We start from the raw sequence: 26,241 nt of genomic DNA on the forward strand, positions 1-26,241 counted from the left end.
TCACGGTTCCTTCAGGCCAGTTCCGGTCCAAATGGCATAAGCAGTTCTCATGGGTGTAGTTTGGATGGCTTTATTCAATACCAAAAAGCTCATGGTTATACAAATAAATAAGCCAGCGGCCCAAAGATAATTCGGAAAATTGTTAGATAATTTTAAACAAGTGGTAAAACCTACTTCGAACAAACCAGCAAAAAATAAGAATCAACCAGATCACTTGTGTTTAGAAAATGCCTGGTAAAATAAGCGAATATTTACGTTAACGTGGTTTCCTGAGGCAATGACTTACTAAAGTAAAGCATTACAACTCCATTAGAATAAACCTGGTGTTTGCTTAATTTTAAATTTTCCTGGTTTTGCCCATTCGGGAACAAGGCAATGCCCTCACCCAGAATTATGGGAATAAACGCCAGAATGTATTCGTCAATTAAACCGGCATTGTGTAATAACGTAATTATTTCACCACCTCCAAGGAGCCAGATATCTTGTCCTTTTTGGTAGAGTAACTCCTGCGTAAAAGTAACTGGGTCTGGGTTTACCACTTGCGCTTCCGGAATAACTGTTTTCATATGGTCGCGGGTAAATACAAATGATTTCTTATCCGGCTAAGGCCATTCGCCGAAACCCACACAAACTTCGTAGGTTTTGTAGCCCATTAGCAACGTATCCACGGTGGCTAGAAAATTCTGGTAACCGTAGCCTTCTCCCGCATTAGGGTCGGGCAGCCAATCAATAGCGCCATCTTTCCGGGCAATTTTGTTATCCAGAGAGGCCGCACTATAAAGCTTTAGTTTTCGCATAATTAAATTTTTTAATAACCTACGTGTATGCATCTAAGTTACTAGGTATCCGGCCAAATGGAAAGATGCGGTATCTACGAGTGCTTGTATTGGCTCGGCTGCATTAAAAACAAAAGGAGAGTTTTTTAAATCAAGCAAAATTTTCTGTTACTATGACCTGGTAATTAACCCTAAAAAAAGGTAAAATCTAAAAAAATTAATCTTTTTTGGGGAACAAATGATAGTTTTACCATCTGAATAGAAGAGTAAATAATAAATGTAGGTGTTTCTTGTTAATAAAATTTAAAGAATGAATTACCTTTTTATTAATGGGGATGCATACTTGCTGATAATTTGCAGTGAAGGAGCAAATGAAGGTGCTAGTAGTCGAAAAAATCTACATATCTGTTTTGTTTCGGAGCACAAGCTGCTTTTTTTAAATTTATCTGAATCCTTCTGTTTGGATTAGCGAAGAATAAGAATAATGAGCGTAACGCAGCGTATTTTAGTTACCGGAAGTGCGGGTTTTATTGGTCACCATCTGTTGCTAGCATTGGCAAAGCTGCCTTACCTGGTTTATGGCCTGGATTCGGTAAACAATTACTACGATCCCGAGTTAAAAACGGGCCGTTTAAAGGTGCAAGGATTTGAATCGAATAATGTTCCGGAAAACACGGTAGTTGCCAGCCAACAATATGCTAACGTATTTTTTACGAAGCTCGATTTGATTGATGCTCCTGCTTTAAGTAAATTATTTGAAGAACAAAATTTTGACATTGTCATAAATCTGGCGGCCCAAGCCGGAGTACGCCATAGCATGGAAGACCCGCAATCGTACGTGGCCAGTAATTTAGTAGGGTTTGCCAATTTACTCGAATGTTGCCGACGCTTTAAAATCAAGCATTTATTGTTTGCTTCTTCCAGTAGCGTATACGGGAATAACTCCCAAATTCCGTTTGCTACTACGCATGCCACCGATACCCCCGTTTCTTTTTACGCCGCTACTAAAAAGGCCAACGAAGTAATGGCCCATAGTTACGCCCACCTTTACCAAATTCCTACTACCGGTTTGCGTTTTTTTACGGTATACGGTCCCTGGGGCCGACCGGATATGGCTTATTACTCCTTTACGAAAGCCATTATGGCCGAAACTCCCATTAAAATTTACAATCACGGGAATATGCTCCGCGACTTTACTTATGTCGATGACGTGGTGCAAAGTATAATCCGGTTAATTTCGTTAGCGCCGGCGCTAAGTTCCTCTCCGGGGGCGCCTTTTAAGATACTAAACATTGGTAACAGCAAGCCGGAACAATTACTTGAACTCATTTCTTTACTCGAAAAATTGCTTCAGAAAAAAGCCATTCTGGACCTGCAACCCATGCCTCCCGGCGATGTACCAACCACTTATGCCGATGTTAGCGAACTGGAAGCATTAACGAACTTCCGGCCTAATACTTCTCTGGAAGCTGGCCTAATTGAGTTTATAAGTTGGTATACCCGTTACTCCGAAAATAATTATCTGCCAGTGCGGTAAAAATTAATACGTATCTTTACGTAAGGAATAAATACCGCTATCATTGAATTTAGCACCCTATGACCTTAATTGCTCCTTTAAAAAAATTGCTTTCCTTAACAATTATAGTTCCGGTTTATAACGAAGAAGAATGCTTGGTGCGTTTTTGCGATGCCATGGATCCTTTTTTGCAACAATCGCCGATGCCCACCCAGGTTCTTTTTGTGAACGACGGTTCCCGGGATAACAGTTTGCAGGAGATTAAAAAGATTTGTAAAAATAAAGAAGCTTATAATTTTATCTCCCTGGACAAGAATTATGGGCTAAGCACGGCTTTTAAAGCCGGCATTGATCATGCGCAATCTACTTATATCGGGTATATTGATTCGGATTTGCAAACGTCGCCGCTCGATTTTTTAAAATTTTTCCCCTTTTTAGCGGAATACCAGATGGTTAACGGCATTCGCCAAAAAAGGAAAGATACTTTTGTGAAAAAGATTTCTTCTAAAATTGCGAATAGCTTCCGGCGCCGGATGATTCAGGATGGAATAGCCGATACGGGTTGTCCTTTAAAAATTATGGATGCCACGTACGCCAAAAATGTACCTTTTTTTACGGGGATGCACCGCTTTTTACCGGCCTTGTTTCAGTTGCAGGGTGGCCGGGTAAAGCAAGTGCCGGTGCAACATTTTGAGCGCCTGGCGGGCTATTCTAAATATCATTTATTCAATCGCCTGTGGGGGCCGCTGCAAGATACCTTTGCCTTCCGGTGGATGCGCAAGCGGTACATCCGGTACCAGATAGCCGAACAACAGCAAAAAGTAATCTTGCAACCCCAGCATGACTAACACTAATTATCTGATATATGGCATTGGTTTACTGGCCCAGTTGTTATTTTCGGCCCGGTTGCTCGTGCAATGGGTGCAATCCGAAAAAGCCGGCAAAGTTTTATCGCCCGGTTCTTTCTGGACCACCAGCATTATGGCTTCTATCCTGCTGATGCTTTATGGTGCGCTGCGCGACGATGTGGTAATTATTGGGGGACAGGTTATCTCGTATTTTATTTACCTGCGCAATTTAAAATTAAAAAATATCTGGCAGGATGTTCCTTTTGCGATACGCTGGTTAGCCATTCTTTTTCCGTTTATTAGCTTTGCCTGGTTGCTCTTATACGATAATCATACCTGGGCTTCGCTCATGGCGCACAGCCGTATTTCGGGAGCTTTAATTGCCTGGGGTGGCTTAGGCCAAGTTGTTTTTACTTTGCGTTTTGTGTACCAATGGTATTATTCCGAAAAAAAACAACAATCCCTAATACCCAATGGATTTTGGCTTATAAGCTTAATTGGGAGTTTAATGATTATGTCGTATGCGGTTTTCCGGCTCGATCCTATTCTTTTTATCGGCCAAATATTTGGGGTAGTGGTATACGTCCGCAATTTTAGCATTGGCTCACGGGCGCAAAAACAAGCAACAACTATCCAGGATCCAGAAGCAACTTCCCAGCCGGCACCCGTCAGTAGTTCGGCCCGGGCACCTAAGTAAATGGCTAAGAGCAGCGGTACCCTTTTTTTTAATTTTTAAATGCCCCAGATACGTAACAAAACTACCTCTCTATTACAAAACACCGCGGTTCAGGTTACTTTGCTGATGTTGGTACTGTACGCCACCTTTTTTCAGAACCTGCAAGCTCTTGAACCATCGTTAATGGAAGCCCGCAACTTTATAACCGTGCGGGAAATTACCCAAAACGGTACCTGGCTGATACCTACTTTAAACGGACAGCCGCGTCTGGCTAAACCCCCTTTACCTACCTGGCTCACGGCTTTTTCTATTTTGGGGGCTGATGACTTATACGATTTGGCCGCGCTGCGATTTCCGGCCGCTTGTGTTTCGGCGCTGCTGGTTTTTTTCTTGTACTTGTTTACCCGTAGGCTCACCCGCGACCGGTATTTGCCGTTCCTGGCGGGGTTAGTACTGGCTACTTCTTTTTCTTTTTTTAATATTGGTCGGCAAGGTACCTGGGATATTTACTGCCATTCGTTTATGATGGGCGGTATTTGGTTGTTAGTAACGGGTTTGCAAGCAGAAAACAAAGCCTGGGGTATTTTTGCAGGCAGTGGTTTATTAATGGGCTTCTCTTTTTTAAGTAAAGGCCCGGTTTCTTTTTATGCTTTATTACTTCCGTTTTTAATAAGCTATGCTTGGGGTTATGGCACGAGTAACTTAAAAAAACACCGAACCGGAATAATAATAGTTACCATCATCTGCTTACTGGTTAGTCTAGCCTGGCCCTTTTATGTTTACCTGCAGGAACCAGCCAGAATGGCTACCAACATTTCCAATGAGAGTACGGCCTGGGTAAACCGGCACGTAAAGCCTTTCTGGTTTTATATCAGTTTTCCGTGGCAGGCCGGCATCTGGGCTATTTTCGCGGTAACGGCTTTAGTGATACCCTACGCTCGGCGGCGCATTGCACTTTATGGGAATTACCGGTTTCTGAGTAGTTGGGTATTTAGCTGCTTTATATTGTTATCGCTGATTCCGGAAAAAAAAGAGCGTTACTTACTTCCTTTGCTCATGCCTTTAGCTTTGCTTACCGCATATTACCTGCGGTATATGTGGGAAGTTTTTCAAAATAAAGCGGCTACCAAATCCGACCGCGTTGTATTTCTAATTAACACGGTGGTTTATGTATTAATCTCGCTTGCCCTGCCGGTAATGCTTTACATCTTAGGATACCAGCACAATTTAATTACTACAACTACTTTAATCTGGAGCAGTTGTTTGTTTCTGATCCTGGCAGTATGCTTCGTGCAGTTTTTTTTAAAAAAAGACTTTCGATTGTTTTTAGCGGCAGCCGTAATTTTGCATGTAGTAGCTCTTTTCTTTTTAATACCGCGTTACCAGAGCCTGGTGCACCCAGTAAAAAATTACGTGGGATTAGATCAAGTTCGGCAAATCAAAGAACTACACGTAGTTCCGTTTTATGCCGTACAGGAAATATCGCCGGAGCATATTTGGGAAGTGGGTAAACAAGTAGATACCATATCCTGGAACCGCCAGCAACTGCAACTACCCAAAACGCTGCCAGCCGCCATTTTTTCTAAATTTGCGCTTAATCGGGGCATGTTACCCCAGTTCAACTTACGCTTACAAAAAATTGGACGGTACCAGTACGATCGCCGGCACCCGGAAAGAGTGTATTATGTTTATTACCTAACGGCGGGTAAGCAAACCGCTAGCGATCGCTAAAATTATAGGAGTGCGTATCGCTGTTTACTTTTTCTAATAGCTTGCTGCGAAATTCACCGGGAGTTACACCGTAGTATTTTTTAAATAATTTATTTAAATGGCTGCCATCCGTAAAGCCGAATTCGTAAGTAATCTGCGAAATGCTGCGGTTGCTGAACTGCAACCGGTGCTGAATCATTTTAAGTTTGTATTTTAGGATATATTGCTGCAACGATTCGCCGGTTTGCCTTTTGAAAAAAATGCTTAAATACCCCGCGGAATAATTGAATTTTTCAACTAATTGCTCTATCCGCAGCTGCTCGGGTTGCTGAATGTTTTGGCTGATGTAAGATAAAATTTCTTCAATCAGCTGGGCGCTTTTGGGGTCTTTAGCCGCCACTCCTTTTTCCTGAACTACGTTCCGGGCCAATATACCCAAAATAGCTTTCATCAGGCTGTTCATGATTAACTCGTAAGAGCTTTCGGAACTGCGTTCATACTCCTGCAACAATACCGGGAGCAAGTGTTCTATCGTTTCTTTTTCTTTAGCATCCGAAACCAAACTGCCGCAGGATTGATAAGGGGCATTTAACAATAAGTGCACCGTCCGGGGCCAATTAGGTCCGGTTGGAATAACGGGTTCCTGCACAAAGGCTTCCGTAAAACGCAGGTAGCAAAAAGTGGTAATTTCTTCTATCAGAAAGTAATGGTAATCTTCCGGGCCTAGTAAGAAAACATCGCCGGCCGCATAATTAAAAGTGTTGCCATTAATAAAATGCTGGCCTTGGCCGCTCCGGATAAAAATTATTTCAAAATAACTGTGTTTATGTACCGGGTGCTGCCATTCGGCGGCCGTAAATACATAAATATTAAAGGGTTCGTATTGAATGTAGCGCTTCATGTATGTAGCTACTGGTAAAAAGTTATTAGGGTAATTACTGGAGGTGATGTTATTCTCTGCTTGGCTGCTTTAGGAGTTAGTTAGGGGTAATTTTAATTTTGTTCTTTTAAAAAAATTAACAGTTTATCAATGTCCTGTAGGGCTTGCTGCTGGGCTAAGTTAAAATTGTCTTGTAAGTGCGATTCATTTTTAATAAAATCTACTGATAAGTACTTATCCGGATTGCGGGAAAGGGTAGTAAACGGGCCGTAATTTTGTAGGTGGTCTTCTAAGGGTAGTAATAACTGTAGCGCATCTTCAATTAAACTACGTAGCACAAAAACGTTTCCCCGGCTATAGCGCAAAAAATTAATCTGAAATTTTATTCTTTCCATTTCGGCACCCTTATCCATACAAAGCGCAATTTTTAGTCAATATAGTCATTATTACATTGGTAAAAGAACATAAATTTAAAATATAAGCGGCAATTGCAATAGGTAGTTCCTATTAAAAAGATTTGAATTTAGAACCGAGTAAAAGTTTATTTGCCTACGCCCGTTAAGGATGAAGTAGAATTAAATGCTCATATAATTATTTGACTGCTATCTAAAATTTTAACTCGCCAGGAAAGTCGTCCTAAGACTATTTACTTAATCCATTTACTTAACTAGGCCGGGTTAGTTGGTTTTTAATGGTATTTTTTAATTATCTGCATTATTTTATCGAACAAAGCCGTGTTTTCGTATACTCCCCGAAAATCCAGAGAATGCGGGCCATAGGCAAATACTGGTACCGGTATGGCCGAATGATCATCAGAACTGAAATTGCCGGCTACGTAGTTCTGAGTCAAATTGCCGTCCAGCAGCGATAAGCCTCCGGTTTCGTGGTCGGCGGTAACCACTACCAAGGTTTCGCCGTTCTCGTCGGCAAATTGCATGGCTTCTCCCACGAGTTGGTCAAAATCCAGCATTTCTTGTACAACTAAAGGTAAATTGTTCTGGTGTCCGCCATGGTCGATTTGAGCGCCTTCGGCCATGATAAAAAAACCGGATTTGTTTGGTTGTAAGGCCTTTATAGAAGTACGCAAGGCATTTCGCAGAAAGTCGTTTCTTCCGGTAGCTTTAGAAAGCATGGCCGTGGAATCCAGTACCACAAACTTAGTGGCAACACCTGGCTCGAAACCCGTTAACTGAGTAGCGGTACGATAACCTTTCTGTTGTAAAAGGGTAAATAAATTACGGGAGTCGGCGCGCTTAATAAATGGTTTGCTGTTGCCGCCGATTAAAATATCTACGGGGCTAGAAGTAAAATCAAGCGCAATGGCCTCGCTTAGACTTCTTTCGTTTTGGTGCGCGTAAAAGCAGGCCGGGGTAGCATCGGTAATATCGCCTGCTGATATTAAAGCGGTTTTCATTTGGTAGGCGGTTAGCAAATCAGGGATAGCCGTAAGGGGTTTGCCTTGGGAATCTACCCCCACGTACCGGTTATTGGTTTTTTTACCGGTGGCCATAGCGGTAGCTCCCGCCGCAGAATCGGTAATGTAGGTATCGGCCGCCGATGTTTTAGATAAGCCGATATTTAAAAAATTAAACAAATTTAACTTGCCCGCCTGCCCCGTGTAGCCGGCGTAAATCTGCGCTAAGCCCATGCCATCACCAATCAGCAATATTACATTCTTAACTTTTGTGAGCTGGTCGTTATTTACGTATTTAGGTGGGTAAACTGGGTAAGCCGACGTTTTTAGTTGGAATTCGTTCTGGGGTAACTTTTTTAAAAAAGTGGTCAGATTCGTAACGTCGTCCGTGCCAATATAATCCACGCCCAATTGCATCAGGGTTTTCCAGGAGTTTACATTATCCGGGGTAGCCCAGAAACGTATTTTTTGATGCAGGTGGTGCACGCTATCAATTAGTCTTTGAATTTTTAAGAGGTCGGCCGCTACTATTTTACCTTTCCCGTTCCAGGCAGTGTACTTTCGAAAACTATCGCTGATTAATCCCACGCGTTGCGATTGGGCTGCGTTGTATTGCTGGCCAGGTGTGCCATCAAAATGAATGAACGCCGGAAACTCTGCCCAAGTGGCAGGTGCTGGTTTCTCACCGCTGATTACAATCTTAATAGTTGAATTTTTAAAAATTTCGGGGTAAGCACCCAGTAGTTTTACTAGGGCCGGTAGGGTAGTAGCACCCGTTGTTTTTAAATCAATCAATAACTGCAATACCGCCTTTTTATCAGAATAAGCGGTTCCTTTATTTTTCCGGATTTGGGTTTGTAAGGGTTTTAAATACAAAGCTTCCAGCGTACGGTCGGAAGCAATTTCCTGCGGTTCGTGGGCTACATACAACACCTTATCTTTTAAATAAACATCAGCCTCCATCGATCCTACGCGCCGGGAGTACGCATTTAAAAAGGGAATGGGTTGCTGATAATCATTATGGGCGTGTACCTGAGCCGGTGTATAATGGATTTGGGCTTGTAAAGAGGTACAAAATAGTATAAAAATTACGAGGAAACTTACCGGAAATTTCATAAAGGTTTAGTTAAGCAGCACTTGTTAAAAAGATTCAACATGGAATATTTAGCGTTCATCGAACGTGCAAATAACTAAAAGGCTGGCGGATCCGCTAACCCGGAAGCATTATCTTTCAGTTAAATTGATTTAAGAACATTATGAACTCTTTCACAAAACAATGTTGCCGTTTTTATCGAAATGGCGTACTTTTTTAAATTTTTGTAGTGCTACCGCAGCTAACTTATGTACCAACAAAAATGCGTCTAAAAGTAAGATTAAATTAAGTGAGCCCCGTTACTATTTTTGTTATGAAACCGGCTAAAAGCAAATTAGCATTTAACGTTTTGCAATAAAAAAGCAAAATTCCTGGGTATATTAAGAATTAGATTTAAAAATACGTATGATTTATTAGTAAATAGGCTTTTAAAAAGGCAGTACAATGGTATTGTTAAGTGGGAGTATGCAGCAGAAAATTATTCAAACTGTTTTTGCTAAAGTTCCGCTAAGTAAACGCAACATTTATAAATTCAGTTTGCATTTTATAGTTAATACCACGCTGCTTTTTTCTAGCTACGTTCATGCTGCGCCATATAATTATTATAAAATTTAAAAAAATTAGCTTTTACTCACATGATGCACCAAATTATTTGTTTCGGCGAAACCTTATGGGACATGCTGCCCAGCGGCCACCTGCCCGGTGGAGCCCCTATGAATGTAGCCATTCATTTAAAATACAATCACTACAACTCACTTGTTATTAGCCGGGTAAGCACCGATGATTTAGGCGAAGCGCTCTTAGATTTTTTAAGAAAAAAAGAAGTCTCTACCGAATTTATCCAGATTGGGAAAACCCATTTAACCGGCGTAGTAAAAGTGAATGTGGATGATAAAAGCGAAATAACTTACAATATTGTAGAGCCGGTTGCCTGGGATTATATTCAATACGATGAAAATGTAGCCAAACAAGTAGCGCAAAGTGATGTTTTTGTTTACGGCAGCCTGGCGGCCCGCAGCCCCACTACTCGCGATACGCTGCTGCAATATTTACCCAAGGCCCAATTAAAAGTTTTTGATGTAAATCTGCGCCCACCCCACTTCACCCCGGAACGAATAGAACACTTGCTGCACTTTGCAGACATTGTAAAAATGAACCACCAGGAATTAGAACTAGTTACCGGCTGGCTTGGGCAACTTGGAAACGAACAACAACAAATGGAGCAAGTTCGGCAGAAATTTAAATTGCAAATGGTGATTTTAACTCGGGGCGAGAATGGAGCAGCCGTTTTAACCAACGAAGGTTTTTGGGAACATCCGGGTTATAAGGTGAAGGTAGAAGACACTATTGGCAGCGGCGATTCCTTCCTGGCCACTTTCCTGAGTAACCACCTGCAGCAGCTACCAATACCCGAATGTTTGAGAAAAGCTTGTTTAGTAGGTGCTTACGTGGCTTCGTGTAAAGGTGCTACTCCCACCTACGACCCCTTGCTGCTGGAGGCCAACTTTGCTTAGAACCAGGCTTTCTAATCCGGAATACTTACTTTTTATTTCTAACAATAAACCTACAACAAACGAAAAGAATCTAGTACTTATTTATGTTGATTTGGGCTACACCAATTGTGTGCGCCCAAATCAACATGAATGTCCCCGGGAAAGTCTCTCCCGTTTCGGAAGAGACTTTCCCGGGAGTAAGTATCTTGGTTAAAGGTATTTAAGTTTAAAGGAAAGACGGGCTTGAATGCCGGCTGGCAGCTTAGTTGGAAAGTTTTAAATCAAATAGCCGTATTTTTGGCGCCCGTTATATTAAAAGAAGGTAATTTGTCTAATAAAATTTAAAAATTTCCCTGTTGAAAGTGCTTGATGGCTAACCAGCTTACATTTACTTAGTGCTAGTTAATAGATCTACTTTTTTCTTTTTTGCCTTGGCTATTCTTGTGGTGCTTCATACAGATAGTTTGTAGGCACCTATACGGAGTAGAGGCGTATCAAGAATAGAGTCTTTATGTTATTTCTAAGCTGAACATCGTTTCGTAATCATCAATAAGGAAATTTTAAAATCTCAGAAATTTAAATTTCTGAACAGAATACCCGCTTCTTTAATCTTTAATTTTACGACTCATCTTATATGAAAAAACTTGTTTTAAGCTTAGTAATGGGCGTTTTTCTATATGGCTGCAATTCTAAGTCAGCAACTACCGAAAATAATAGCGAGTCTACCGCCAAAAAAACAGAAGCCTCCGGGAGCCTCAGGGAAGACGGTACTTACAGCGAACAGCACCGGCCGCAGTTCCATTTTTCGCCCCCCCACATGTGGATGAACGACCCCAACGGCATGGTATATTACAAGGGTGAGTACCATTTATTTTACCAACATTACCCCGATAGTACCGTGTGGGGACCCATGCATTGGGGCCACGCCGTAAGTAAAGACCTGGTGCATTGGCAAAATTTACCTATTGCGTTATACCCCGATAGTTTGGGTTACATCTTTTCGGGCAGCGCCGTGATAGACGAAAACAATACGGCGGGCTTTCAGAAAGGAGATGAAAAAACAATCATAGCTATTTTCACCCACCATAACCCCAAAACCGAAAAGCAGGTGCAAAGTCTGGCCTATAGCACCGATAAAGGCCGCACCTGGGTTAAGTACCACCGGAACCCGGTACTACCTAATCCGGGAATCAGCGATTTCCGCGACCCCAAAGTTTCGTGGTACGCTCCGGCTAAAAAATGGATTATGACTTTAGCCGTGAAAGACCGGGTGCATTTTTACGGTTCTGCTGATTTAAAAAGCTGGCAATTATTAAGTGAATTTGGCAAAGGAAACGTAGGGGCGCATGGCGGTGTTTGGGAGTGCCCCGATTTGTTTCCGCTTACCGTAGAAGGGCAGCAGAAATGGGTGTTATTTGTGAGTATTAACCCTGGTGGACCCAACGGAGGCTCCGCTACGCAGTACTTTATCGGCGATTTTAACGGGAAAGAATTTAAAAATAGCAATCCGCCTACCACCACCCTTTGGGTAGACCAAGGCGCCGACAATTATGCCGGGGTAACTTGGTCTAATGTTCCGGCTCAGGATGGCCGGCGTTTATTTATGGGTTGGATGAGTAACTGGTATTATGCGAATAAAGTGCCCACCCAAAATTGGCGCAGTGCCACTACTGTGGCGCGCGAGTTAACTTTAAAAAATACGCCGGCGGGTATCCGGTTAGCCAGTGCTCCGGTTAAAGAATTGCAGCAACTCCGGCAAGAATCAAAAACCATAAAAGCCCAGGAAATATCTTCGCCAATAAACGTAAGTCAGCAATACAACTTAAAAACTCCATTAACCGAATTAAACTTAAATTTTGACGTCTCTAAAAGCGCAGGAGTAGTTCTGAAGTTTTCTAATGCAAAAGGCGAGTACGTACACATAGGTTACTCGGTGCCCAACAAACAGTTGTTTATTGATCGTACCTCTGCCGGTAATGGTAACTTTGAGCCGAGGTTTGCCAAAAAGCATGTTGCCCCGCTAATCCTGCAAAATGGCAAATTAAATTTGCATTTATTTCTGGATGTAGCGTCGGTAGAGGTTTTTGCTAACCAAGGCCAGCTGGTAATGACGGATATTTTCTTTCCGACGGAAGATTTTACTCACCTCGAAATTAGCTCCCAGGGCTCTGCACGACTGTTGGAAAGCCAAGCGTATTCGTTAGAGTCTATCTGGAAATAAATTATACTCAATTTATTATCTGGAATAGACCCTCTGATTTTGTCGCAAACATTCAAGTAACTTGCTTAACTATGTCCTTAATTTTTGAACTGTTTGAAACAACAAAATTACTAAAATTAGAATTATAGTTAAAATGTAGCAGCCTGACCCTTGAAAATTTAAAAATTACTAAAACAAAAGGCATTATATGGCCTTAGCTGTATTTTGGTTTTAAGGGTGATCCTTTCAGAATAAAAAGTAAAATGAGTGATTGAACGCTTCAGCCTTATCAAAAAATTTAAAAAATCTAATTTTTCACGAAAGGGAAACTTTAATGTGGCAGCTTACGCAAACCATTGAGGGGTGGATTACTGCATTAAAGCTGTATAACCTGCAATAGTTAAGGTTTAAGTTCTAGGTAAATAGCTGGTGGCTAAGTCAGGTAGATAACTATTTCATTCAGCATGCTGTTTATTGTTTTACGCAGGTTAAAGCGTGTTTAAGGAGTAAGGAAAATGTCTTCTAAAAATATAGGCTCTAATTAGCATCTGGTTCCAGAATAATGTAAACAGTTTCGGGGCTCACCAAACATCAAAGAACCCTATCAATTCAGCAATAAATTACAACTACTACAGTGTTTCGAGCAACGAAAAACCGCAGCAGGGTCAAAGGCGGAAAAATCATAGATTGTGCCGCTTCAGTTAAAACAAAGCATCCTGGTTCTGATTTTTTAAAGCCGCCGAGTGGCTACAGATTGCCGACATGTATTTATGATACCAAATCCACCAGAGAAAACGTATTGACTCTTTTTTAGAGAAAGATTTAAAAAAAATGTAAACTAAAAAAGCTTTCCTGATCAAATGATTAGGAAAGCTTTTTTAGTTTACACAGCTTATAGATACAAAAAACAAACTCTTGAGAGCAAATCCTTTAATTAAAGGAGCACTTTCTGGGGTTAAATAGTAGAATCTTAAGTACAATAAAAGTGAACAACGCGAAGCTAAAAACTACCCACTACACCGGTACTCGAACCAAGGCCGATTGTTTTTTATACGCTTCCAGGCCAAACTTCTTCAGCATCCGGTAATGAGATTTTAATGCGGCTACAAAAGTAGGACTTTCGATGTAAGGCAAATCAAACTCCAGAGCTGTTTGTTTTACAATTTTAGAAATTATCGGATAATGGATATGACAAACTTTTGGAAACAAATGATGTTCAATTTGCCGGTTAAGGCCACCTAGTAAAAAACCGGCCAATTTGCTGTTAGTAGCAAAGTTTGCGGTAGTGCGCATTTGGTGGTCTGCCCAAGCTTCTTCAATATTTCCTTGATCGTTGGGTAATGGAAAATCTGTGCCTTCAACCACGTGAGCCAGCTGAAATACTAATCCCATGGTTAAGCCCTCGGCCAGGTGCATACCAATAAAACCCATAACAAATTGCCACCAGGTTATATCTAAAACCAGCAGAGGTAAAGCAATAAACAAAAAGTAATAAATGGCTTTAAAAAAAAACAAGTTAAAGTATTCTCGTTTAGGATGATTATCCGTGGGATGTTCCCCAATCTTTTTTGAAAAAACTTAACGTAATCTTTGCGGAACACCCAGGATAGAGAAGCTAAACTGTAGAGACCAAAAGCATACAAATGTTGAAAACGCTGGATTTTGTTTACTTTTTCTTCTTCCGAGATCCGGATCAGACCTGGTGCTACTTCAATATCTTCATCGTGACCCGGAATATTAGTATACGTATGATGCACTACATTATGCGATATATTCCAGATATAAGGACTTGCCCCTATTAAATTAAATAAAAAGCTAAAAGCTTTATTTACCCTGGAATTAGAAGAAAAAGAACCATGGATAGCATCGTGGCAAACATTAAAACCAACAAAGGCGCTAAATACTCCCAGTAAAAGGGTAAAGCCCAGCATGGTCCAAAGAGAAAAATAGTTTGAAATCACCAATAAGTACAATGCAACAAAACCCGTTAAGTAAAAAATTGCTTTACCCCACATAGCTGTGTTAGCATATTTTGAAATAGAATTTTCTTTAAAATAGGTTTCAACCCGTAAACGAGTAGTAGCAAAAAAGGTAGATTTATGAGTGTTCGTGAATTTAATTTTTGACGACATAAAAAGTTAGTTGCAAAGTAAAGTAATTAAGGAATTAATTAGAAAGAAATACATTACTGCAACTTATAAAGCACAAACAAGCTGGCTTTAACAGCAAAATACCTTTTAATAGGATGTTAAATTTTTGAATGAAAAAGTTTTAAAAAAGGATCGAGCTATAATCAAAATAGTGTTAATCGGTATTGATTACGTTTTTATAAGCTAACTGGTTTCTTTATCAATGTATTATTGTTTGTTTAACCAGAGGTAATATTAAAAATTTAATTTAAACACCATGGATAATTCAAAACCCTTGAAAAACAAAGCCTACTCTGAAGTGAAGTAGGCTTTGTTTTTAATCTATGAATTAGCTAAACCTGAACCCAAGTTTGCTTTTTATTACTTTCTATAATTTTATCACATAAGACTAATTCGCGTAAACCATCGGCGAAAGTAGGGTAACTCGGCTCGGTTGGTTGTTTCCCTTCTCTGACTGCCGCGTATACCTCCTTAAATAATTGCTTAGAAGTATCCGGAAAACCTTCGTTATGGCCACCGGGGAAGGAGATTAAGGCCGCACTTTCTTTGTGCACCAAGGCGGGATCCCGCATCAGCATTTCGTTGGCGCTATCGCGTTTACCAATCCACAAATTATTCGGGGACTCCGAAACCCACGAAACAGTTTGATTCGAGCCGGAGATCTCCAGACTTAAACGGTTTTTGCGTCCTGCTGATACCTGGCTTACAGTTACTACTCCTTTGCTGCCATCGCTAAACCGGATCATGACGGTAGCGTAATCTTCGGTAGTAATGGGTACTTCTTGGTAATCCTCCGGCTGCAACATTTTGCCGGAGTAAGTTTCTATCGGTTTGGTGGGCTTTTTCCGGTTGGGGTGTACCGTCGCAAAGTCCGCCATTACAGCGGTTATTTCTAAGCCGGTAATGTATTCTATCAAATCAATCAGGTGCGATCCAATATCGGCAATTGCCCGCGATTCGCCGGATTTATCCGGCTCCAAACGCCAGTTATAATCGGTAGCGTAAAAAAGCCAGTCCTGTAAATACGAACCAATTACCGAATGTACGTTGCCCAGTTCCCCTTTTACCCGCATGGTGCGCATGTGGCGGATTAAGGGGTAATAACGCAGGTTAAAGTGAATAGCGTTCACCAATCCTGTTTGGGCCGCCAGTTCTACTAATTCCTGAGCTTCGGCTACCGTATTGGCTAAAGGTTTTTCGCATACTACATGTTTGCCCGCTAGTAACGCGGCTTTCGCCATGGGATAATGCAGAAAATTAGGCGTACAAATATGCACCACTTCTATATCCGGATCAGCCAGCATGCTATCAAAATTACCGTACGATTTCGCAATGCCTAAGCTATCGGCCTTCGAACGGGCGTATTCTTCGCTAAAATCGTTAATCGCTATAACTTCTATATCCGGCTGGCGGCGCAGCGCTTCGATGTGGGCGGGACCAATAAAGCCTAAACCCGCTACACCTACTTTAATTTTTTTCATAATTGTTTAAGTGAGGAATGGTACGAATCTTCAAATATATTCTTTTCATTTGAATGGGAACAAAAATTTTTAAATTGGAAAATATTAAATAAGGATTTATCTCGGCCAAACAGCCTGAATTAAAAAAATAATTTTAAAACGGAGATCCTATTGAAAGTTTAAAATCAATAACCAGGTTTATTACCTCTTAATCAACAAAAAAGCCGTTAACCAAATTGAGGCTAACGGCTTTCTAGTAAAACTAAAAAATTTTACTTGTTACTAAAATTTTAAAATTATTCTTCTTGTACCGCTGTACGAAGGTTTCTTAAACCATCGCGTAAAATAAGGTAAAAAACATAAAGTAGGCCAAGCAACAAGCCAATTATAGCCCCTTTAGCCGCATGCTTTTCCAGAGTACCACTAGCCGGTTTTCCAAAAGTAATAAACCGGTCGATAATTTCTATTTCGGAGTTAATAAACAATAAACGGTCTATTTGCAACTGCTGATCATAAAGCCGGAAATCTTCCCGGTAGACATTTATCGGATCAGATTCTTTATCGTTTAATGTTACGTTAGTTCCTTCTTTGCCGGTACCTCTCGTGAGATAACTTTGAGCCATATATTTTTTCAAAGTATCCAGATTTTTAGATTCTCTGATGAGTTTTGCCCGGCGATTAAGCAAATTTTTCCTTTCAATAGCAATCCGTTTATTTACGAATTTATTATTTTTAATATAGTTTACCAGGGTAGTATCTAGCCCTACCAGCGTAGTGGTATCGTAAACTTGCACCATAATCTGAAAAGTAGAATCACTGTGATTAAGGATAATAGAATCTAGTCGGCGCTGGTTTCCTTCGTTACTTTTGTAAAGATCAATCAACATCTGCATATTAGGAGAGATAATTTGCTCAACTTCTATTTTACGCAGTGTTTTGGCCTTTTCCGGATTTATTTTTAATAGATTTGCTAAAACTCTATAGTTTCCTTCGCCGCAAAGCCTGTTTAAATTTTGAATAGAATTGCCTAAAAACTCACCCTTGTAATATGCTGAATTTAAAGTCATTTTAGATTCATAATAAGGCTTGACATTCAGATGGTAACCAATTCCTAATAATCCGAAGATTATAATAAGGGAAGTAATTACTTTATAATTAGCAAATGTGGAGTCAATGGCTAAAAAGAAGAACCGGACCACAGATTTAATTAAAGCAGTAATAGCTTTACCAACAGCGCTTAACAGTTTGCTAAGATCAATTTCATCATTGTTTTCAGGGTTTTTCTTATTCAAGTTAGGTTCTGAATAATCCATATAGCGTTTAAATAAGGTTCAAATTTATAAATTTTGCATCTAAATCTTTATAAATTTGCGACCTCCTGCATCAAAATTTAAAAAACAGATTGCTTAAGTGAGTTTAGAAATACTATTTAATTAGCATTTTCTTTCATAAATCCCCAGAGTAGTTTCGTAAAATTATTGTATACAATTTACTTGATAATAAATATATATTAATAACCTATTTTTTATGCGCCTAATCCAAATGGTCGACCTTAAAACGCAGTATGAAAAAATTAAAGACGATATTAATGCCTCTATTTTCGAAGTAATTAATAATTCTAATTTTATCAACGGTCCTCAAGTAAAAGAATTTGCACAACAATTGGCAGTTTTTAATAAGGTTAAAAAGGTTATTCCTTGCGCTAATGGGACTGATGCCTTGCAAATTGCCATGATGGCTTTGGGGTATAAACCTGGTGATGAAATTATTTTGCCGGTTTTTACTTACGTGGCTACTGCCGAGGTGATTGCCCTGTTGGGTTTACGCCCCGTTTTTGTAGACGTGGATCCATTAACATTTAATATAGATCCTAACAAAATCAAAGAAAAAATAAGTGCTAGAACTAAAGCTATAGTGCCAGTACATTTATTTGGGCAATGTGCGGATATGGAGGCAATCATGCAATTAGCGACCGATCATTGTTTAGACGTGATAGAAGATGCTGCACAAGCCATTGGGGCAGAATATTATTTCAGTAATAATAAGCAGTTTGCCGGTACAATCGGTACGTTTGGCACTACTTCTTTCTTTCCTTCAAAAAATTTAGGTTGCTACGGAGATGGGGGAGCCTTGTTTACGAACAAGGATGAATTAGCAAAAACAGCAGAAGTAATTGCCAATCATGGCCAGGTAGTTAAATACCATCACGATGTAATTGGCATAAACTCCCGGTTAGATACTTTACAGGCAGGCATACTTTTAAAAAAATTACCCCTTTTAAATAATTATATTGATAATAGAAGAATAGCTGCTGCTTATTATGATGAAGCATTAAAGTCTATTCCGCAAATAGTTATACCATACCGTTCGTCGGTTTCTACCCATGTTTTTCATCAGTATACCATTAAAGTATTAGCAGAAAAACGAGACGCGTTGAAGAATTATTTAGCCGAAAAAGAAATTCCGACGATGGTCTATTATCCTTTGCCGCTACATTGGCAAAATGCTTACAAAGCGTACAATGTATCCAACGAAAGTTTTCCTGTATCCGAATCTATATCCGGCCAGGTGCTATCTTTGCCCATTCATACGGAGCTGGATCAAGAACAATTAGAATATATAACTGCCAATATCACTGCATTTTTTAACTAGCAAATGGATCAAAAAGATTTTTTTCAGCATGAATCTGCCTACGTTGATAAGGGATGTGCTATTGGTAAAGGAACTAAAATATGGCATTTTTCTCATATAATGCCTAATTGTAAAATTGGGCAAAACTGCAATATTGGGCAGAATGTAGTAATATCGCCCCAAGTTATTTTGGGCAACAATGTTAAAATTCAAAATAATGTATCCGTTTATACCGGGGTCGTTTGCGAAGATGATGTGTTCTTAGGTCCGTCTATGGTATTTACCAATGTAATTAATCCTCGTAGCGCAGTTAATCGCCGCAATCAATATGCCACAACCAAAGTAGGAAAAGGAGCAAGTATAGGGGCTAATGCTACCATTGTGTGCGGACATGATATTGGAGCCTATGCCTTTATAGGAGCCGGAGCGGTTGTTACTAAGTCGGTACCATCCTTCGCGCTGCTAGTAGGTAACCCGGCTAAACAAATTGGCTGGATGAGTGAATTCGGACACCGTTTAAAGTTTAATGCAGATAATATTGCTGTTTGTCCGGAGAGTGCGCAAGAGTATGTGCTGGAGGCTGGGTCCGTTAGAAGAATTAAATAAGTTTAACTTCTGGAATGCAACCCTTTTTATTAGGAATAACTCTTAGAGAAAAAACAGTAAATACATAATGGTAGCGAAAGACCAAAAGATAAAATTTGCAGTTATTGGGTGTGGCCATATTGGTAAACGGCATGCCGAAATGATAATCAGAAACGATGAATCTGAGTTGGTAGCCTTAATTGATGTAAAGGATCCTGCCGAGCTAAATATAGAAGGTTATAAGATCCCTTTTTACCAGAGCATAGAACAATTAATAAATTCCGGTATTGAGGTTGATGTAATAAGTATTTGTTCCCCCAACGGGTTTCATGCCGAACAAGCTTTACAAGCTCTTGCGGCTAAAAAGCATGTGGTGGTAGAGAAGCCGATGGCATTGCGAAAGTTGGATGCTGAAAAAGTAATTTACAAGGCCCTAAATATGCACCGGCATTTATTTGCTGTTATGCAAAACAGGTATTCACCGCCATCGGTTTGGATTAAAGATATGGTAGAATCCGGAAAATTGGGGCAGATTTACATGGTGCAACTTAATTGTTACTGGAACCGCGATGACCGGTATTATAAACCAGATAGCTGGCATGGTAAAAAAGAATTGGACGGAGGTACTTTATACACCCAGTTCTCGCATTTTATAGATATAATGTATTGGTTATTTGGCGATATCGAAAACATACAAGCCAAGTTTAACGATTTTAATCACCAGCACTCCACAGAATTTGAAGATTCTGGTTTTGTTAGTTTTGATTTTGTAGAAGGCGGAATGGGCAGCATTAATTACTCCACGGCCGTTTGGAATAAAAACCTGGAAAGCAGCATGACTATTATTGCCGAAAAGGGAAGTGTGAAGATTGGTGGCCAATATATGAACGAAGTAGAATATTGTCATCTAAAAGATTATGAAATGCCGGTTTTAGCGCCTACCAATCCCGGGAATGATTATGGCGCTTATAAAGGGTCTGCCCAGAACCATCATTATGTAATCGAAAACGTAGTAGATGTTTTAAAAGGACGAGCTCCCATTACTACGAATGCACTTGAGGGTTTAAAAGTAGTTGATATGATAGAAAGAATTTATAATTTAAAATAGATACCAATACCTATTTAAATCTATACTTTAAATTTAAAAATTATTAAATGCTTCTTTAGTTACTGTTATTTAAATGAATGCTTTAGGAGAAGCAATATTAAAATAATTGACATTAAAAATTAAAGAAGTATTTACTAAGAAAATAAAGAGTGCTGAATATCCATACTTTTAAAGATTTAAAATCTTCCGATTTTTTAAAAAATGTTTTAAAGCTAAGTGGGGGAACAATATTCTCTCAGTTACTATCAATTTTTTCAGCACCTATCATTTCAAGGTTATATAGTCCCGCTCAATTTGGGGAATTTGCTTTATTTAGCAGTATCATTTCCATTATATTAATATTTTCAACTTTAAGATATGATTTTGCAATTGTTATAGCTAAAACTAAGTTAGTAGCTAACACTTTAATCAATATTTGCATTATTTTAATTGCATTATTTTTTTTTATAAGTACAGTTGTATCCATAATTTACAAATTAAATACTGGTAATTCTGATGCTTTAGCAAACTTTATTCTGTGGATACCTGTAACCGCAGTTATCGTCAGTTCCATTCAGATATTGCTGTATGCTTTAAACCGAGAAAATAGCTATTCCGCAATAGCTTTTTCTAAAGTCTTGCAGAATGTATTAAATAGTTCAATTAGTATATCAAATGGTATATGGATTAAAAGTAATTTAGGGTTAATTTACGCGAACATTATAAGTGGTTTTTTGAGCCTTATATATCTTTTTTATACTGCTAAAAAATCCTATAAAGTTACTTTTAGGTTGGTAAAGAATAGAGTAATAAAGAAAGTAGCTTCTCATTACAAAGACTTCCCACTTTTTTCGGCTCCTACCTCTTTTTTAGATACATTGTCACAACAAGCACCTCTTTTTTTTATAACTTATTTTTTTTCATCCCAATTAGCTGGCCATTATTCTTTCGCCTATAGAATTTTAAGTTTACCCATCATCTTGGTTGGAACTAATATCGGACAAGTATTTTATAAAAAATTAAACGATTCTTATTTAGAAAAGAAAGACAGTAGAAAAGTGTTTTTGAGAACCTGGCTTTTTTTAGCTTTACTATCTATCATTCCTTTTACCATATTATTCTTTTTTGGGGGTTGGATTTTTAATTTTGTATTTAGTAGTAAATGGGAATTAGCAGGGAATATTGCCTCGGTAATTTCTCCATTATTATTTCTGACCTTTATAAGTTCTCCCACAAGCACGGGTTTTATCGTTTTAAAAAAACAAAGGGTTAATCTTATTTTTGGATTAGCCGTGCTGGTTTACCGGCCCATTGCTTTGTATATAGGATTTGTGTATAAAGATTTTATGCTGGGTTTAATACTTTTTACAATTTTTGAAATCATTCAAATATTTATATACAACTTTATCATGTATTCCTATTATGGCAGAAAATATTCTAATTGGAGAAAAAAAACTGCAGTATTATAATAATTTACTTATAAGAGCTGACTTAAACCTACATCAACAAATAGCTAAAAAAGTTGAAGAAATTCTGCCTCCGGGTTCCCGTATTCTTGATCTTGGGGCAGGCCAAGGAGCGCTATCTGCTCGTTTACATGATTTAGGATATAAGTTAATCGCAGTAGATGTAGATCCACTTGACTTTAAGTGTGAAACAGTAGAGTTTCATAAAGTAGATTTTAATAATAAAGAAGAAGTAGAAAGATTTAAAACGGAATACCACGAATCATTTGATTTAGTTTTAGGTATTGAAGTAATAGAGCATATTGAAAATCCTTGGGAATATGTCCGGTTGTTGAAAGGACTTGTTAAACCAAAGGGTTTTTTAATAATTTCTACTCCAAACATTACTTCCTGGATATCCAGATTCAAGTTTTTATTATCTGGTCAGTTTTTTCAATTTGATGAGCCTGATTTAGCTTACGGGCATATTGCTCCTATAACACCTTGGGAACTTAACCTTATTTTAACAAAAGAAGGTTTTAAAAAAATTAATATCACAAAGGGAGGAACTTTGCCTAAAATATGGATTCGAAGAGATTTAGCCGCATTATTTATTAACTTTTTAGCTTTAATAGTTCGACCATTTTCTAAAGGAATAGTTGATGGCTGGTGCATAATTGCAACAGCCCAGAAGTAATGGCATGAATATATTTATTATTCCCTCTTGGTATCCTTGCCAATCGCTTCCCATATCTGGTATTTTTTTTCAGGAGCAAGCTGCTTATTTAGCTGATTATAGTATGTCCAACCAGATAGGTGTGAGTTTATGGGGCCAATCCGATAAAAATTTACAATGGGTTGCTAAAGATTTGCTACTGCTAAATAAATTTTTACCTAAAGCGTTATATACAATAGCTCAGAAAAAAAAAGTCAAGAAAGTAAAAGACAATCTTTTTGAATACTACAATCCCGTTATATTATGGTCAAAAAGAATTAAAAACGGAAACTTTCAGGGAATAGTAGAGGCTAATGATGTAAATTTAAAAGATTTCATCCGAAATCAAGGGAAAGTGGATGTGATTCATGCGCATGTTAGCTTTCCGGCTGGTTTTTTAGCGAAGCAACTTTCCGAAAAATATAAGATTCCTTATATTATCACGGAACACATGGCACCATTTCCTTTTGTTCACTTATTAAATCCAGACGGTTCTTTGCAAAATGAGGTATTTGATTCGTTAAATAATGCTGCTAGAATTATTGCGGTAAGTCCAAGTTTAAGTAAGAGAATAAAAAGTTTCAACCTTCCTGAACCTGTTTATATTCCTAATATTATTGATGAAGATTTTTTTAAAATTTCTAGTCAAAACTTATCTAATTCAAAGTTTACTTTTTTCTGTTTGGGAGGTATGGATCCCAGTAAAGGAATAAAAGAACTGCTTTATGCTGTTCAAAAATTGCTTAGTAACGTTGATCGGCCCTTTTGTGCTAGAATTGGGGGAGACGGCGACTATTTAGAAGAATACCAAAGCATTGCTGCGGAGTTAAAGATTACAGAACATGTAAAATGGTTAGGTCTGTTAAGCCGTGAAGAGGTTAGAAGGGAACATCAAACATGTGACGCCTTTGTTTTACCAAGCTTTATAGAAACATTTGGAGTTGTTTATGCAGAAGCAATTGCGTGTGGAAAACCCGTAATAGGAGCTTATTCAGGAGGGCCTGAATGTATAATTAATAAGAATAATGGCGTTTTAGTTAAAGTGGGAGATATCCCGGATTTAGCTACTAAAATGCAATTTATAATGGAATACCATAATAGTTACAATGCAATTGAAATTAGGAATGATTTTGAAAATCGGTTTTCAAAAAAAAGTGTTATACCAAGATTATTAGAGGTATATGAAAGCGTTATTGATAAATAGAAGTGAGTAATATACATAATTCTCTGATTTAATTATTGTTTTGTTAAATTTTTAAATTAGGAAGCAGCAACGTATTCATTTAATATGGCAAACCAGTTAATAAGTTTATTTTCTCTTAAGCCATGTTAAGAAAATCTTACTAATTTATTCTTCTACATAATTATGAAAAAAACCATTTTGGTAATTGCTTCTGCTCCTCTTCATAATGGGCCAAGAATGATTAGAGAAATTGAGGCGTTAAAGCCATTTTATAATATTGTAGCAATTGGAGCCACTCCTCCTCCTGATGCAAGTATTAAATATTACGCTGTTAAAACAATTGATAAACCATTTCCTGACAAAGTATTTACAAAGGTTTATCAAATTTTTACTGGTAAGAGATATCTCTTACCTTTATGGTTGACGAAGCGGCGGTTTCAAAAATTATTATATTTAATTAAACCTGACTTTGTAATTGCTCATGACCCTACGCATCTCCCTTATTTAGTAGATTTTCCAAAAACATTATTCAAGCTTATTTATAATGCACACGAGTACCATCCATTAGAATTTGATGAGAATACTAAATGGTTGAACTTTTGGGGTAAATATTACTATCAGCTTTATAAAAACACATTGCCTAAAGTTAACCTTTTGATTAATGTATGTGAAAGTATTGCCATAAAGTGTAAGGAAGAATTTAATAAAAGTTCAATTGTTATACCTAATGCGGCGGTCTATTATCCCGATCTCAATCCTGTACTAAATAATTATGCGAGTTTGATTCGGCTTATTCATCATGGGATTGCTAACAAAACCCGTAAAATTGAATTAATGATTGATGCGGTAAAAATGTTGGGGAACTCTTTTCATTTAGATTTAATGTTAGTGCCGGTTGATCCTTTGTATTATGAAGAACTTCAGGTTTACTCTCGAAATTTATCTAACATAAGGTTCATCAAACCGGTTGCGTATAACCAGATTGTTCCTTTTATTAATACATACGATATTGGCTTGTATAATCTGCCGCCGGTAAGTTTTAACAATAGAATTGCCTTGCCAAATAAATTTTATGAATTTATACAGGCCAGGCTTTGTCTTGTTGTGAGCCCCTCAGTAGAGATGAAAAAAATTGTAGAGGAACACGATCTAGGATTAGTAAGTGATGATTATACGGCTGAATCTTTAGTTGAAACTATAAAAAGATTAGATTTAACAGCTATTAACCGGTATAAACAAAATGTCCATAAAGCAGCTTATTGTTTATCTGCTCAGCAATACCAAAATAGGTTGGTAGATGCATTAAAGGAAATATAATATTTTGAAAACAATTTTGTCTATAGTAGGAGCACGCCCTCAGTTTATAAAGCATGCACCGGTGCAACTTCAATTGCAACAATATTTTAACGCCTATACCATTCATACGGGTCAGCATTATGATGCTAATATGAGCCAAGTGTTTATTAATGAGTTAAATATTCCTGCTCCTGATTTTATGTTTGATATTGGGGGAAGTAAACCCCAAGGAGAGCAAACGGGTATTATAATGACAAAAATTGAAGAAGTATGTACAAAGGTAAAGCCGGATGCTATTGTAATTTACGGCGATACCAATAGTACACTAGCGGGTGCATTGATTGCTGTTAAAATGCATATTCCGCTGGTGCATATCGAGGCAGGACTGCGAAGTTATAATCGGAAAATGCCAGAAGAAGTTAACAGGATTGTGGCGGATGAATTCGCGGATTTATTATTTTGTCCTACTCAATTGGCAGTAGATAACATCAGGAAGGAAAAGCCAGACCGTAAAGGAGTTTTTCTTTGTGGTGATGTGATGTGCGACGCCTTACAATTGATAATTGATAAAACAACCCTACTTTTTGATTTACCTTATTATTTTGTTACACTGCATCGCCCGTATAATACAGATGATCAGAGTCGGATGAATAGAATATTACATACTTTGAATAAATTAGATAAGAAGGTTATTTTTCCTGTTCATCCAAGAACTATAAGCCGACTCAAAACTTACGCTATATTACCCGAGAATTTCCCTAACATCCATTTTGTAGACCCGGTGGGGTATTTAGAATCTATTTCTTACCAGAAATTTGCGGCTTGTGTTTTAACGGATAGTGGGGGTATTCAGAAAGAAGCTTACATGTTAAAAAAGAAATGCATTACTTTAAGAAGCGAAACAGAGTGGTCAGAAACTTTACAAAATGGCTGGAACACACTTGTGTTTGAAGATATTGAGAGTATCCCTGAAGTTATAAACAATCCTTGTGGAACTTATATCCCCAATGTGTATGGCGAAGGAACAGCAGCAGAATATATCGCTGAAACAATTTTTAAAAATATATAATTATTTAAGCTAGC

Annotated in this window: 24 protein-coding genes; 14 read left to right on the forward strand and 10 right to left on the reverse strand. The window is 38.4% G+C overall.

Features of this window, described 5'->3' with window-relative positions; genetic code table 11:
* The 3 genes from AHMF7616_RS07505 to AHMF7616_RS07515 form a co-directional block, all read right to left on the reverse strand.
* Nucleotides 1-183, reverse strand: coding sequence for a DMT family transporter (locus AHMF7616_RS07505; protein WP_317047590.1), 183 nt, complete (start codon nucleotides 181-183; stop codon nucleotides 1-3).
* 68 nt (nucleotides 184-251) lie between these two features.
* Entirely contained in the window at nucleotides 252-566 is a 315-nt protein-coding gene (locus AHMF7616_RS07510; protein WP_115372326.1) for a dihydrofolate reductase family protein, read from the reverse strand.
* Between the two features lie 36 nt (nucleotides 567-602).
* Nucleotides 603-797 carry a dihydrofolate reductase family protein gene (locus tag AHMF7616_RS07515; RefSeq protein ID WP_115372327.1) on the reverse strand — a complete coding sequence of 65 codons (195 nt, stop codon included), beginning with the start codon at nucleotides 795-797 and terminating at the stop codon, nucleotides 603-605.
* Nucleotides 798-1,260: 463 nt separating this feature from the next.
* On the opposite strand from AHMF7616_RS07515, the gene AHMF7616_RS07520 reads away from it, so the two are divergent.
* Genes AHMF7616_RS07520 through AHMF7616_RS07535 form a run of 4 tightly spaced genes read left to right on the forward strand, consistent with a single transcriptional unit; the run spans nucleotide 1,261 to nucleotide 5,547 of the window.
* Nucleotides 1,261-2,313, forward strand: coding sequence for an NAD-dependent epimerase/dehydratase family protein (locus tag AHMF7616_RS07520; protein ID WP_115372328.1), 1,053 nt, complete (start codon nucleotides 1,261-1,263; stop codon nucleotides 2,311-2,313).
* A 59-nt stretch (nucleotides 2,314-2,372) separates the two neighbouring features.
* Complete coding sequence (locus AHMF7616_RS07525) at nucleotides 2,373-3,140, forward strand: glycosyltransferase family 2 protein (RefSeq protein ID WP_115372329.1); 768 nt, start codon at nucleotides 2,373-2,375, stop codon at nucleotides 3,138-3,140.
* Nucleotides 3,133-3,837, forward strand: a complete 705-nt coding sequence (locus tag AHMF7616_RS07530; RefSeq protein WP_115372330.1) for a lipid-A-disaccharide synthase N-terminal domain-containing protein — start codon at nucleotides 3,133-3,135, stop codon at nucleotides 3,835-3,837. Before AHMF7616_RS07525 ends, AHMF7616_RS07530 begins: the two co-directional genes overlap by 8 nt.
* A 39-nt stretch (nucleotides 3,838-3,876) precedes the next feature.
* Nucleotides 3,877-5,547, forward strand: a complete 1,671-nt coding sequence (locus AHMF7616_RS07535; protein WP_115372331.1) for an ArnT family glycosyltransferase — start codon at nucleotides 3,877-3,879, stop codon at nucleotides 5,545-5,547.
* Here the strand turns inward: AHMF7616_RS07535 and AHMF7616_RS07540 are convergent.
* The 3 genes from AHMF7616_RS07540 to AHMF7616_RS07550 all read right to left on the reverse strand — a co-directional run bounded on the left by AHMF7616_RS07540 (nucleotide 5,534) and on the right by AHMF7616_RS07550 (nucleotide 8,936).
* On the reverse strand, nucleotides 5,534-6,427 hold the full coding sequence (locus AHMF7616_RS07540) for an AraC family transcriptional regulator (protein ID WP_115372332.1): 894 nt from the start codon (nucleotides 6,425-6,427) through the stop codon (nucleotides 5,534-5,536). The two genes, AHMF7616_RS07535 and AHMF7616_RS07540, sit on opposite strands and share 14 nt — an antisense overlap.
* 92 nt (nucleotides 6,428-6,519) lie before the next feature.
* A complete protein-coding gene (locus AHMF7616_RS07545; protein WP_233507387.1) occupies nucleotides 6,520-6,801 on the reverse strand; it encodes a hypothetical protein in 282 nt (93 codons plus the stop codon).
* Between the two features lie 293 nt (nucleotides 6,802-7,094).
* Nucleotides 7,095-8,936, reverse strand: coding sequence for an alkaline phosphatase (locus AHMF7616_RS07550; RefSeq protein ID WP_115372334.1), 1,842 nt, complete (start codon nucleotides 8,934-8,936; stop codon nucleotides 7,095-7,097).
* A 612-nt stretch (nucleotides 8,937-9,548) separates the two neighbouring features.
* Between AHMF7616_RS07550 and AHMF7616_RS07555 the strand changes: the two genes are divergently transcribed.
* Complete coding sequence (locus tag AHMF7616_RS07555) at nucleotides 9,549-10,427, forward strand: carbohydrate kinase family protein (RefSeq protein ID WP_115372335.1); 879 nt, start codon at nucleotides 9,549-9,551, stop codon at nucleotides 10,425-10,427.
* A 613-nt stretch (nucleotides 10,428-11,040) separates the two neighbouring features.
* Nucleotides 11,041-12,627 (forward strand): glycoside hydrolase family 32 protein, encoded by a 1,587-nt coding sequence (locus AHMF7616_RS07560; RefSeq protein ID WP_233507388.1) that lies wholly within the window; start codon nucleotides 11,041-11,043, stop codon nucleotides 12,625-12,627.
* A gap of 993 nt (nucleotides 12,628-13,620) precedes the next feature.
* Here the strand turns inward: AHMF7616_RS07560 and AHMF7616_RS27045 are convergent.
* The 4 genes from AHMF7616_RS27045 to AHMF7616_RS07575 form a co-directional block, all read right to left on the reverse strand.
* Nucleotides 13,621-14,121: a fatty acid desaturase family protein gene (locus tag AHMF7616_RS27045; RefSeq protein WP_317047591.1), complete on the reverse strand. Its 501-nt coding sequence runs from the start codon at nucleotides 14,119-14,121 to the stop codon at nucleotides 13,621-13,623.
* Nucleotides 14,061-14,738, reverse strand: coding sequence for a fatty acid desaturase family protein (locus AHMF7616_RS27050; RefSeq protein WP_233507390.1), 678 nt, complete (start codon nucleotides 14,736-14,738; stop codon nucleotides 14,061-14,063). The genes AHMF7616_RS27045 and AHMF7616_RS27050 overlap by 61 nt, the downstream gene beginning before the upstream one ends.
* A 350-nt stretch (nucleotides 14,739-15,088) precedes the next feature.
* Nucleotides 15,089-16,237 carry a Gfo/Idh/MocA family protein gene (locus tag AHMF7616_RS07570; RefSeq protein ID WP_115372336.1) on the reverse strand — a complete coding sequence of 383 codons (1,149 nt, stop codon included), beginning with the start codon at nucleotides 16,235-16,237 and terminating at the stop codon, nucleotides 15,089-15,091.
* A gap of 275 nt (nucleotides 16,238-16,512) precedes the next feature.
* Entirely contained in the window at nucleotides 16,513-17,529 is a 1,017-nt protein-coding gene (locus AHMF7616_RS07575; protein ID WP_115372337.1) for a hypothetical protein, read from the reverse strand.
* A gap of 214 nt (nucleotides 17,530-17,743) precedes the next feature.
* Here AHMF7616_RS07575 and AHMF7616_RS07580 point away from each other — a divergent pair, with 214 nt between their 5' ends.
* The 8 genes from AHMF7616_RS07580 to wecB all read left to right on the forward strand — a co-directional run bounded on the left by AHMF7616_RS07580 (nucleotide 17,744) and on the right by wecB (nucleotide 26,227).
* On the forward strand, nucleotides 17,744-18,868 hold the full coding sequence (locus AHMF7616_RS07580) for a DegT/DnrJ/EryC1/StrS family aminotransferase (protein ID WP_115372338.1): 1,125 nt from the start codon (nucleotides 17,744-17,746) through the stop codon (nucleotides 18,866-18,868).
* A gap of 3 nt (nucleotides 18,869-18,871) precedes the next feature.
* Nucleotides 18,872-19,453, forward strand: a complete 582-nt coding sequence (locus tag AHMF7616_RS07585; protein ID WP_115372339.1) for an acyltransferase — start codon at nucleotides 18,872-18,874, stop codon at nucleotides 19,451-19,453.
* A gap of 67 nt (nucleotides 19,454-19,520) precedes the next feature.
* Nucleotides 19,521-20,540 carry a Gfo/Idh/MocA family protein gene (locus AHMF7616_RS07590; RefSeq protein ID WP_115372340.1) on the forward strand — a complete coding sequence of 340 codons (1,020 nt, stop codon included), beginning with the start codon at nucleotides 19,521-19,523 and terminating at the stop codon, nucleotides 20,538-20,540.
* Between the two features lie 149 nt (nucleotides 20,541-20,689).
* A complete protein-coding gene (locus AHMF7616_RS07595) occupies nucleotides 20,690-21,988 on the forward strand; it encodes an oligosaccharide flippase family protein (protein ID WP_115372341.1) in 1,299 nt (432 codons plus the stop codon).
* Complete coding sequence (locus AHMF7616_RS07600) at nucleotides 21,942-22,661, forward strand: class I SAM-dependent methyltransferase (RefSeq protein WP_115372342.1); 720 nt, start codon at nucleotides 21,942-21,944, stop codon at nucleotides 22,659-22,661. Before AHMF7616_RS07595 ends, AHMF7616_RS07600 begins: the two co-directional genes overlap by 47 nt.
* A 4-nt stretch (nucleotides 22,662-22,665) precedes the next feature.
* The gene (locus AHMF7616_RS07605) at nucleotides 22,666-23,883 is read left to right on the forward strand and encodes a glycosyltransferase (RefSeq protein ID WP_147275628.1); all 1,218 of its coding nucleotides are present in this window, start codon (nucleotides 22,666-22,668) and stop codon (nucleotides 23,881-23,883) included.
* A gap of 162 nt (nucleotides 23,884-24,045) precedes the next feature.
* Nucleotides 24,046-25,179: a glycosyltransferase family protein gene (locus tag AHMF7616_RS07610; RefSeq protein WP_115372344.1), complete on the forward strand. Its 1,134-nt coding sequence runs from the start codon at nucleotides 24,046-24,048 to the stop codon at nucleotides 25,177-25,179.
* A 4-nt stretch (nucleotides 25,180-25,183) separates the two neighbouring features.
* Nucleotides 25,184-26,227, forward strand: a complete 1,044-nt coding sequence (gene wecB, locus AHMF7616_RS07615; RefSeq protein ID WP_158546118.1) for a non-hydrolyzing UDP-N-acetylglucosamine 2-epimerase — start codon at nucleotides 25,184-25,186, stop codon at nucleotides 26,225-26,227.
* Nucleotides 26,228-26,241 lie beyond the last annotated feature (14 nt).

Source organism: Adhaeribacter pallidiroseus (assembly GCF_003340495.1).
GTDB lineage: Bacteria > Bacteroidota > Bacteroidia > Cytophagales > Hymenobacteraceae > Adhaeribacter > Adhaeribacter pallidiroseus.

What these genes read in the sequence shown, in the direction of transcription:
- AHMF7616_RS07560 (WP_233507388.1), top strand. Translation starts at nt 11,041, where the DNA reads ATGAAAAAACTTGTTTTAAGCTTAGTAATGGGCGTTTTTCTATATGGC.
- AHMF7616_RS07550 (WP_115372334.1), bottom strand. Translation starts at nt 8,936, where the DNA reads ATGAAATTTCCGGTAAGTTTCCTCGTAATTTTTATACTATTTTGTACC.
- AHMF7616_RS07610 (WP_115372344.1), top strand. Translation starts at nt 24,046, where the DNA reads ATGAAAAAAACCATTTTGGTAATTGCTTCTGCTCCTCTTCATAATGGG.
- AHMF7616_RS07515 (WP_115372327.1), bottom strand. Translation starts at nt 797, where the DNA reads ATGCGAAAACTAAAGCTTTATAGTGCGGCCTCTCTGGATAACAAAATT.
- AHMF7616_RS07580 (WP_115372338.1), top strand. Translation starts at nt 17,744, where the DNA reads ATGCGCCTAATCCAAATGGTCGACCTTAAAACGCAGTATGAAAAAATT.
- AHMF7616_RS07555 (WP_115372335.1), top strand. Translation starts at nt 9,549, where the DNA reads ATGATGCACCAAATTATTTGTTTCGGCGAAACCTTATGGGACATGCTG.
- AHMF7616_RS07570 (WP_115372336.1), bottom strand. Translation starts at nt 16,237, where the DNA reads ATGAAAAAAATTAAAGTAGGTGTAGCGGGTTTAGGCTTTATTGGTCCC.
- AHMF7616_RS07585 (WP_115372339.1), top strand. Translation starts at nt 18,872, where the DNA reads ATGGATCAAAAAGATTTTTTTCAGCATGAATCTGCCTACGTTGATAAG.
- AHMF7616_RS07600 (WP_115372342.1), top strand. Translation starts at nt 21,942, where the DNA reads ATGGCAGAAAATATTCTAATTGGAGAAAAAAAACTGCAGTATTATAAT.
- AHMF7616_RS07545 (WP_233507387.1), bottom strand. Translation starts at nt 6,801, where the DNA reads ATGGAAAGAATAAAATTTCAGATTAATTTTTTGCGCTATAGCCGGGGA.
- AHMF7616_RS07535 (WP_115372331.1), top strand. Translation starts at nt 3,877, where the DNA reads ATGCCCCAGATACGTAACAAAACTACCTCTCTATTACAAAACACCGCG.
- AHMF7616_RS07520 (WP_115372328.1), top strand. Translation starts at nt 1,261, where the DNA reads ATGAGCGTAACGCAGCGTATTTTAGTTACCGGAAGTGCGGGTTTTATT.
- AHMF7616_RS07530 (WP_115372330.1), top strand. Translation starts at nt 3,133, where the DNA reads ATGACTAACACTAATTATCTGATATATGGCATTGGTTTACTGGCCCAG.
- AHMF7616_RS07605 (WP_147275628.1), top strand. Translation starts at nt 22,666, where the DNA reads ATGAATATATTTATTATTCCCTCTTGGTATCCTTGCCAATCGCTTCCC.
- AHMF7616_RS07540 (WP_115372332.1), bottom strand. Translation starts at nt 6,427, where the DNA reads ATGAAGCGCTACATTCAATACGAACCCTTTAATATTTATGTATTTACG.
- AHMF7616_RS07575 (WP_115372337.1), bottom strand. Translation starts at nt 17,529, where the DNA reads ATGGATTATTCAGAACCTAACTTGAATAAGAAAAACCCTGAAAACAAT.
- AHMF7616_RS07590 (WP_115372340.1), top strand. Translation starts at nt 19,521, where the DNA reads ATGGTAGCGAAAGACCAAAAGATAAAATTTGCAGTTATTGGGTGTGGC.
- AHMF7616_RS07525 (WP_115372329.1), top strand. Translation starts at nt 2,373, where the DNA reads ATGACCTTAATTGCTCCTTTAAAAAAATTGCTTTCCTTAACAATTATA.
- AHMF7616_RS27050 (WP_233507390.1), bottom strand. Translation starts at nt 14,738, where the DNA reads ATGTCGTCAAAAATTAAATTCACGAACACTCATAAATCTACCTTTTTT.
- AHMF7616_RS07510 (WP_115372326.1), bottom strand. Translation starts at nt 566, where the DNA reads ATGAAAACAGTTATTCCGGAAGCGCAAGTGGTAAACCCAGACCCAGTT.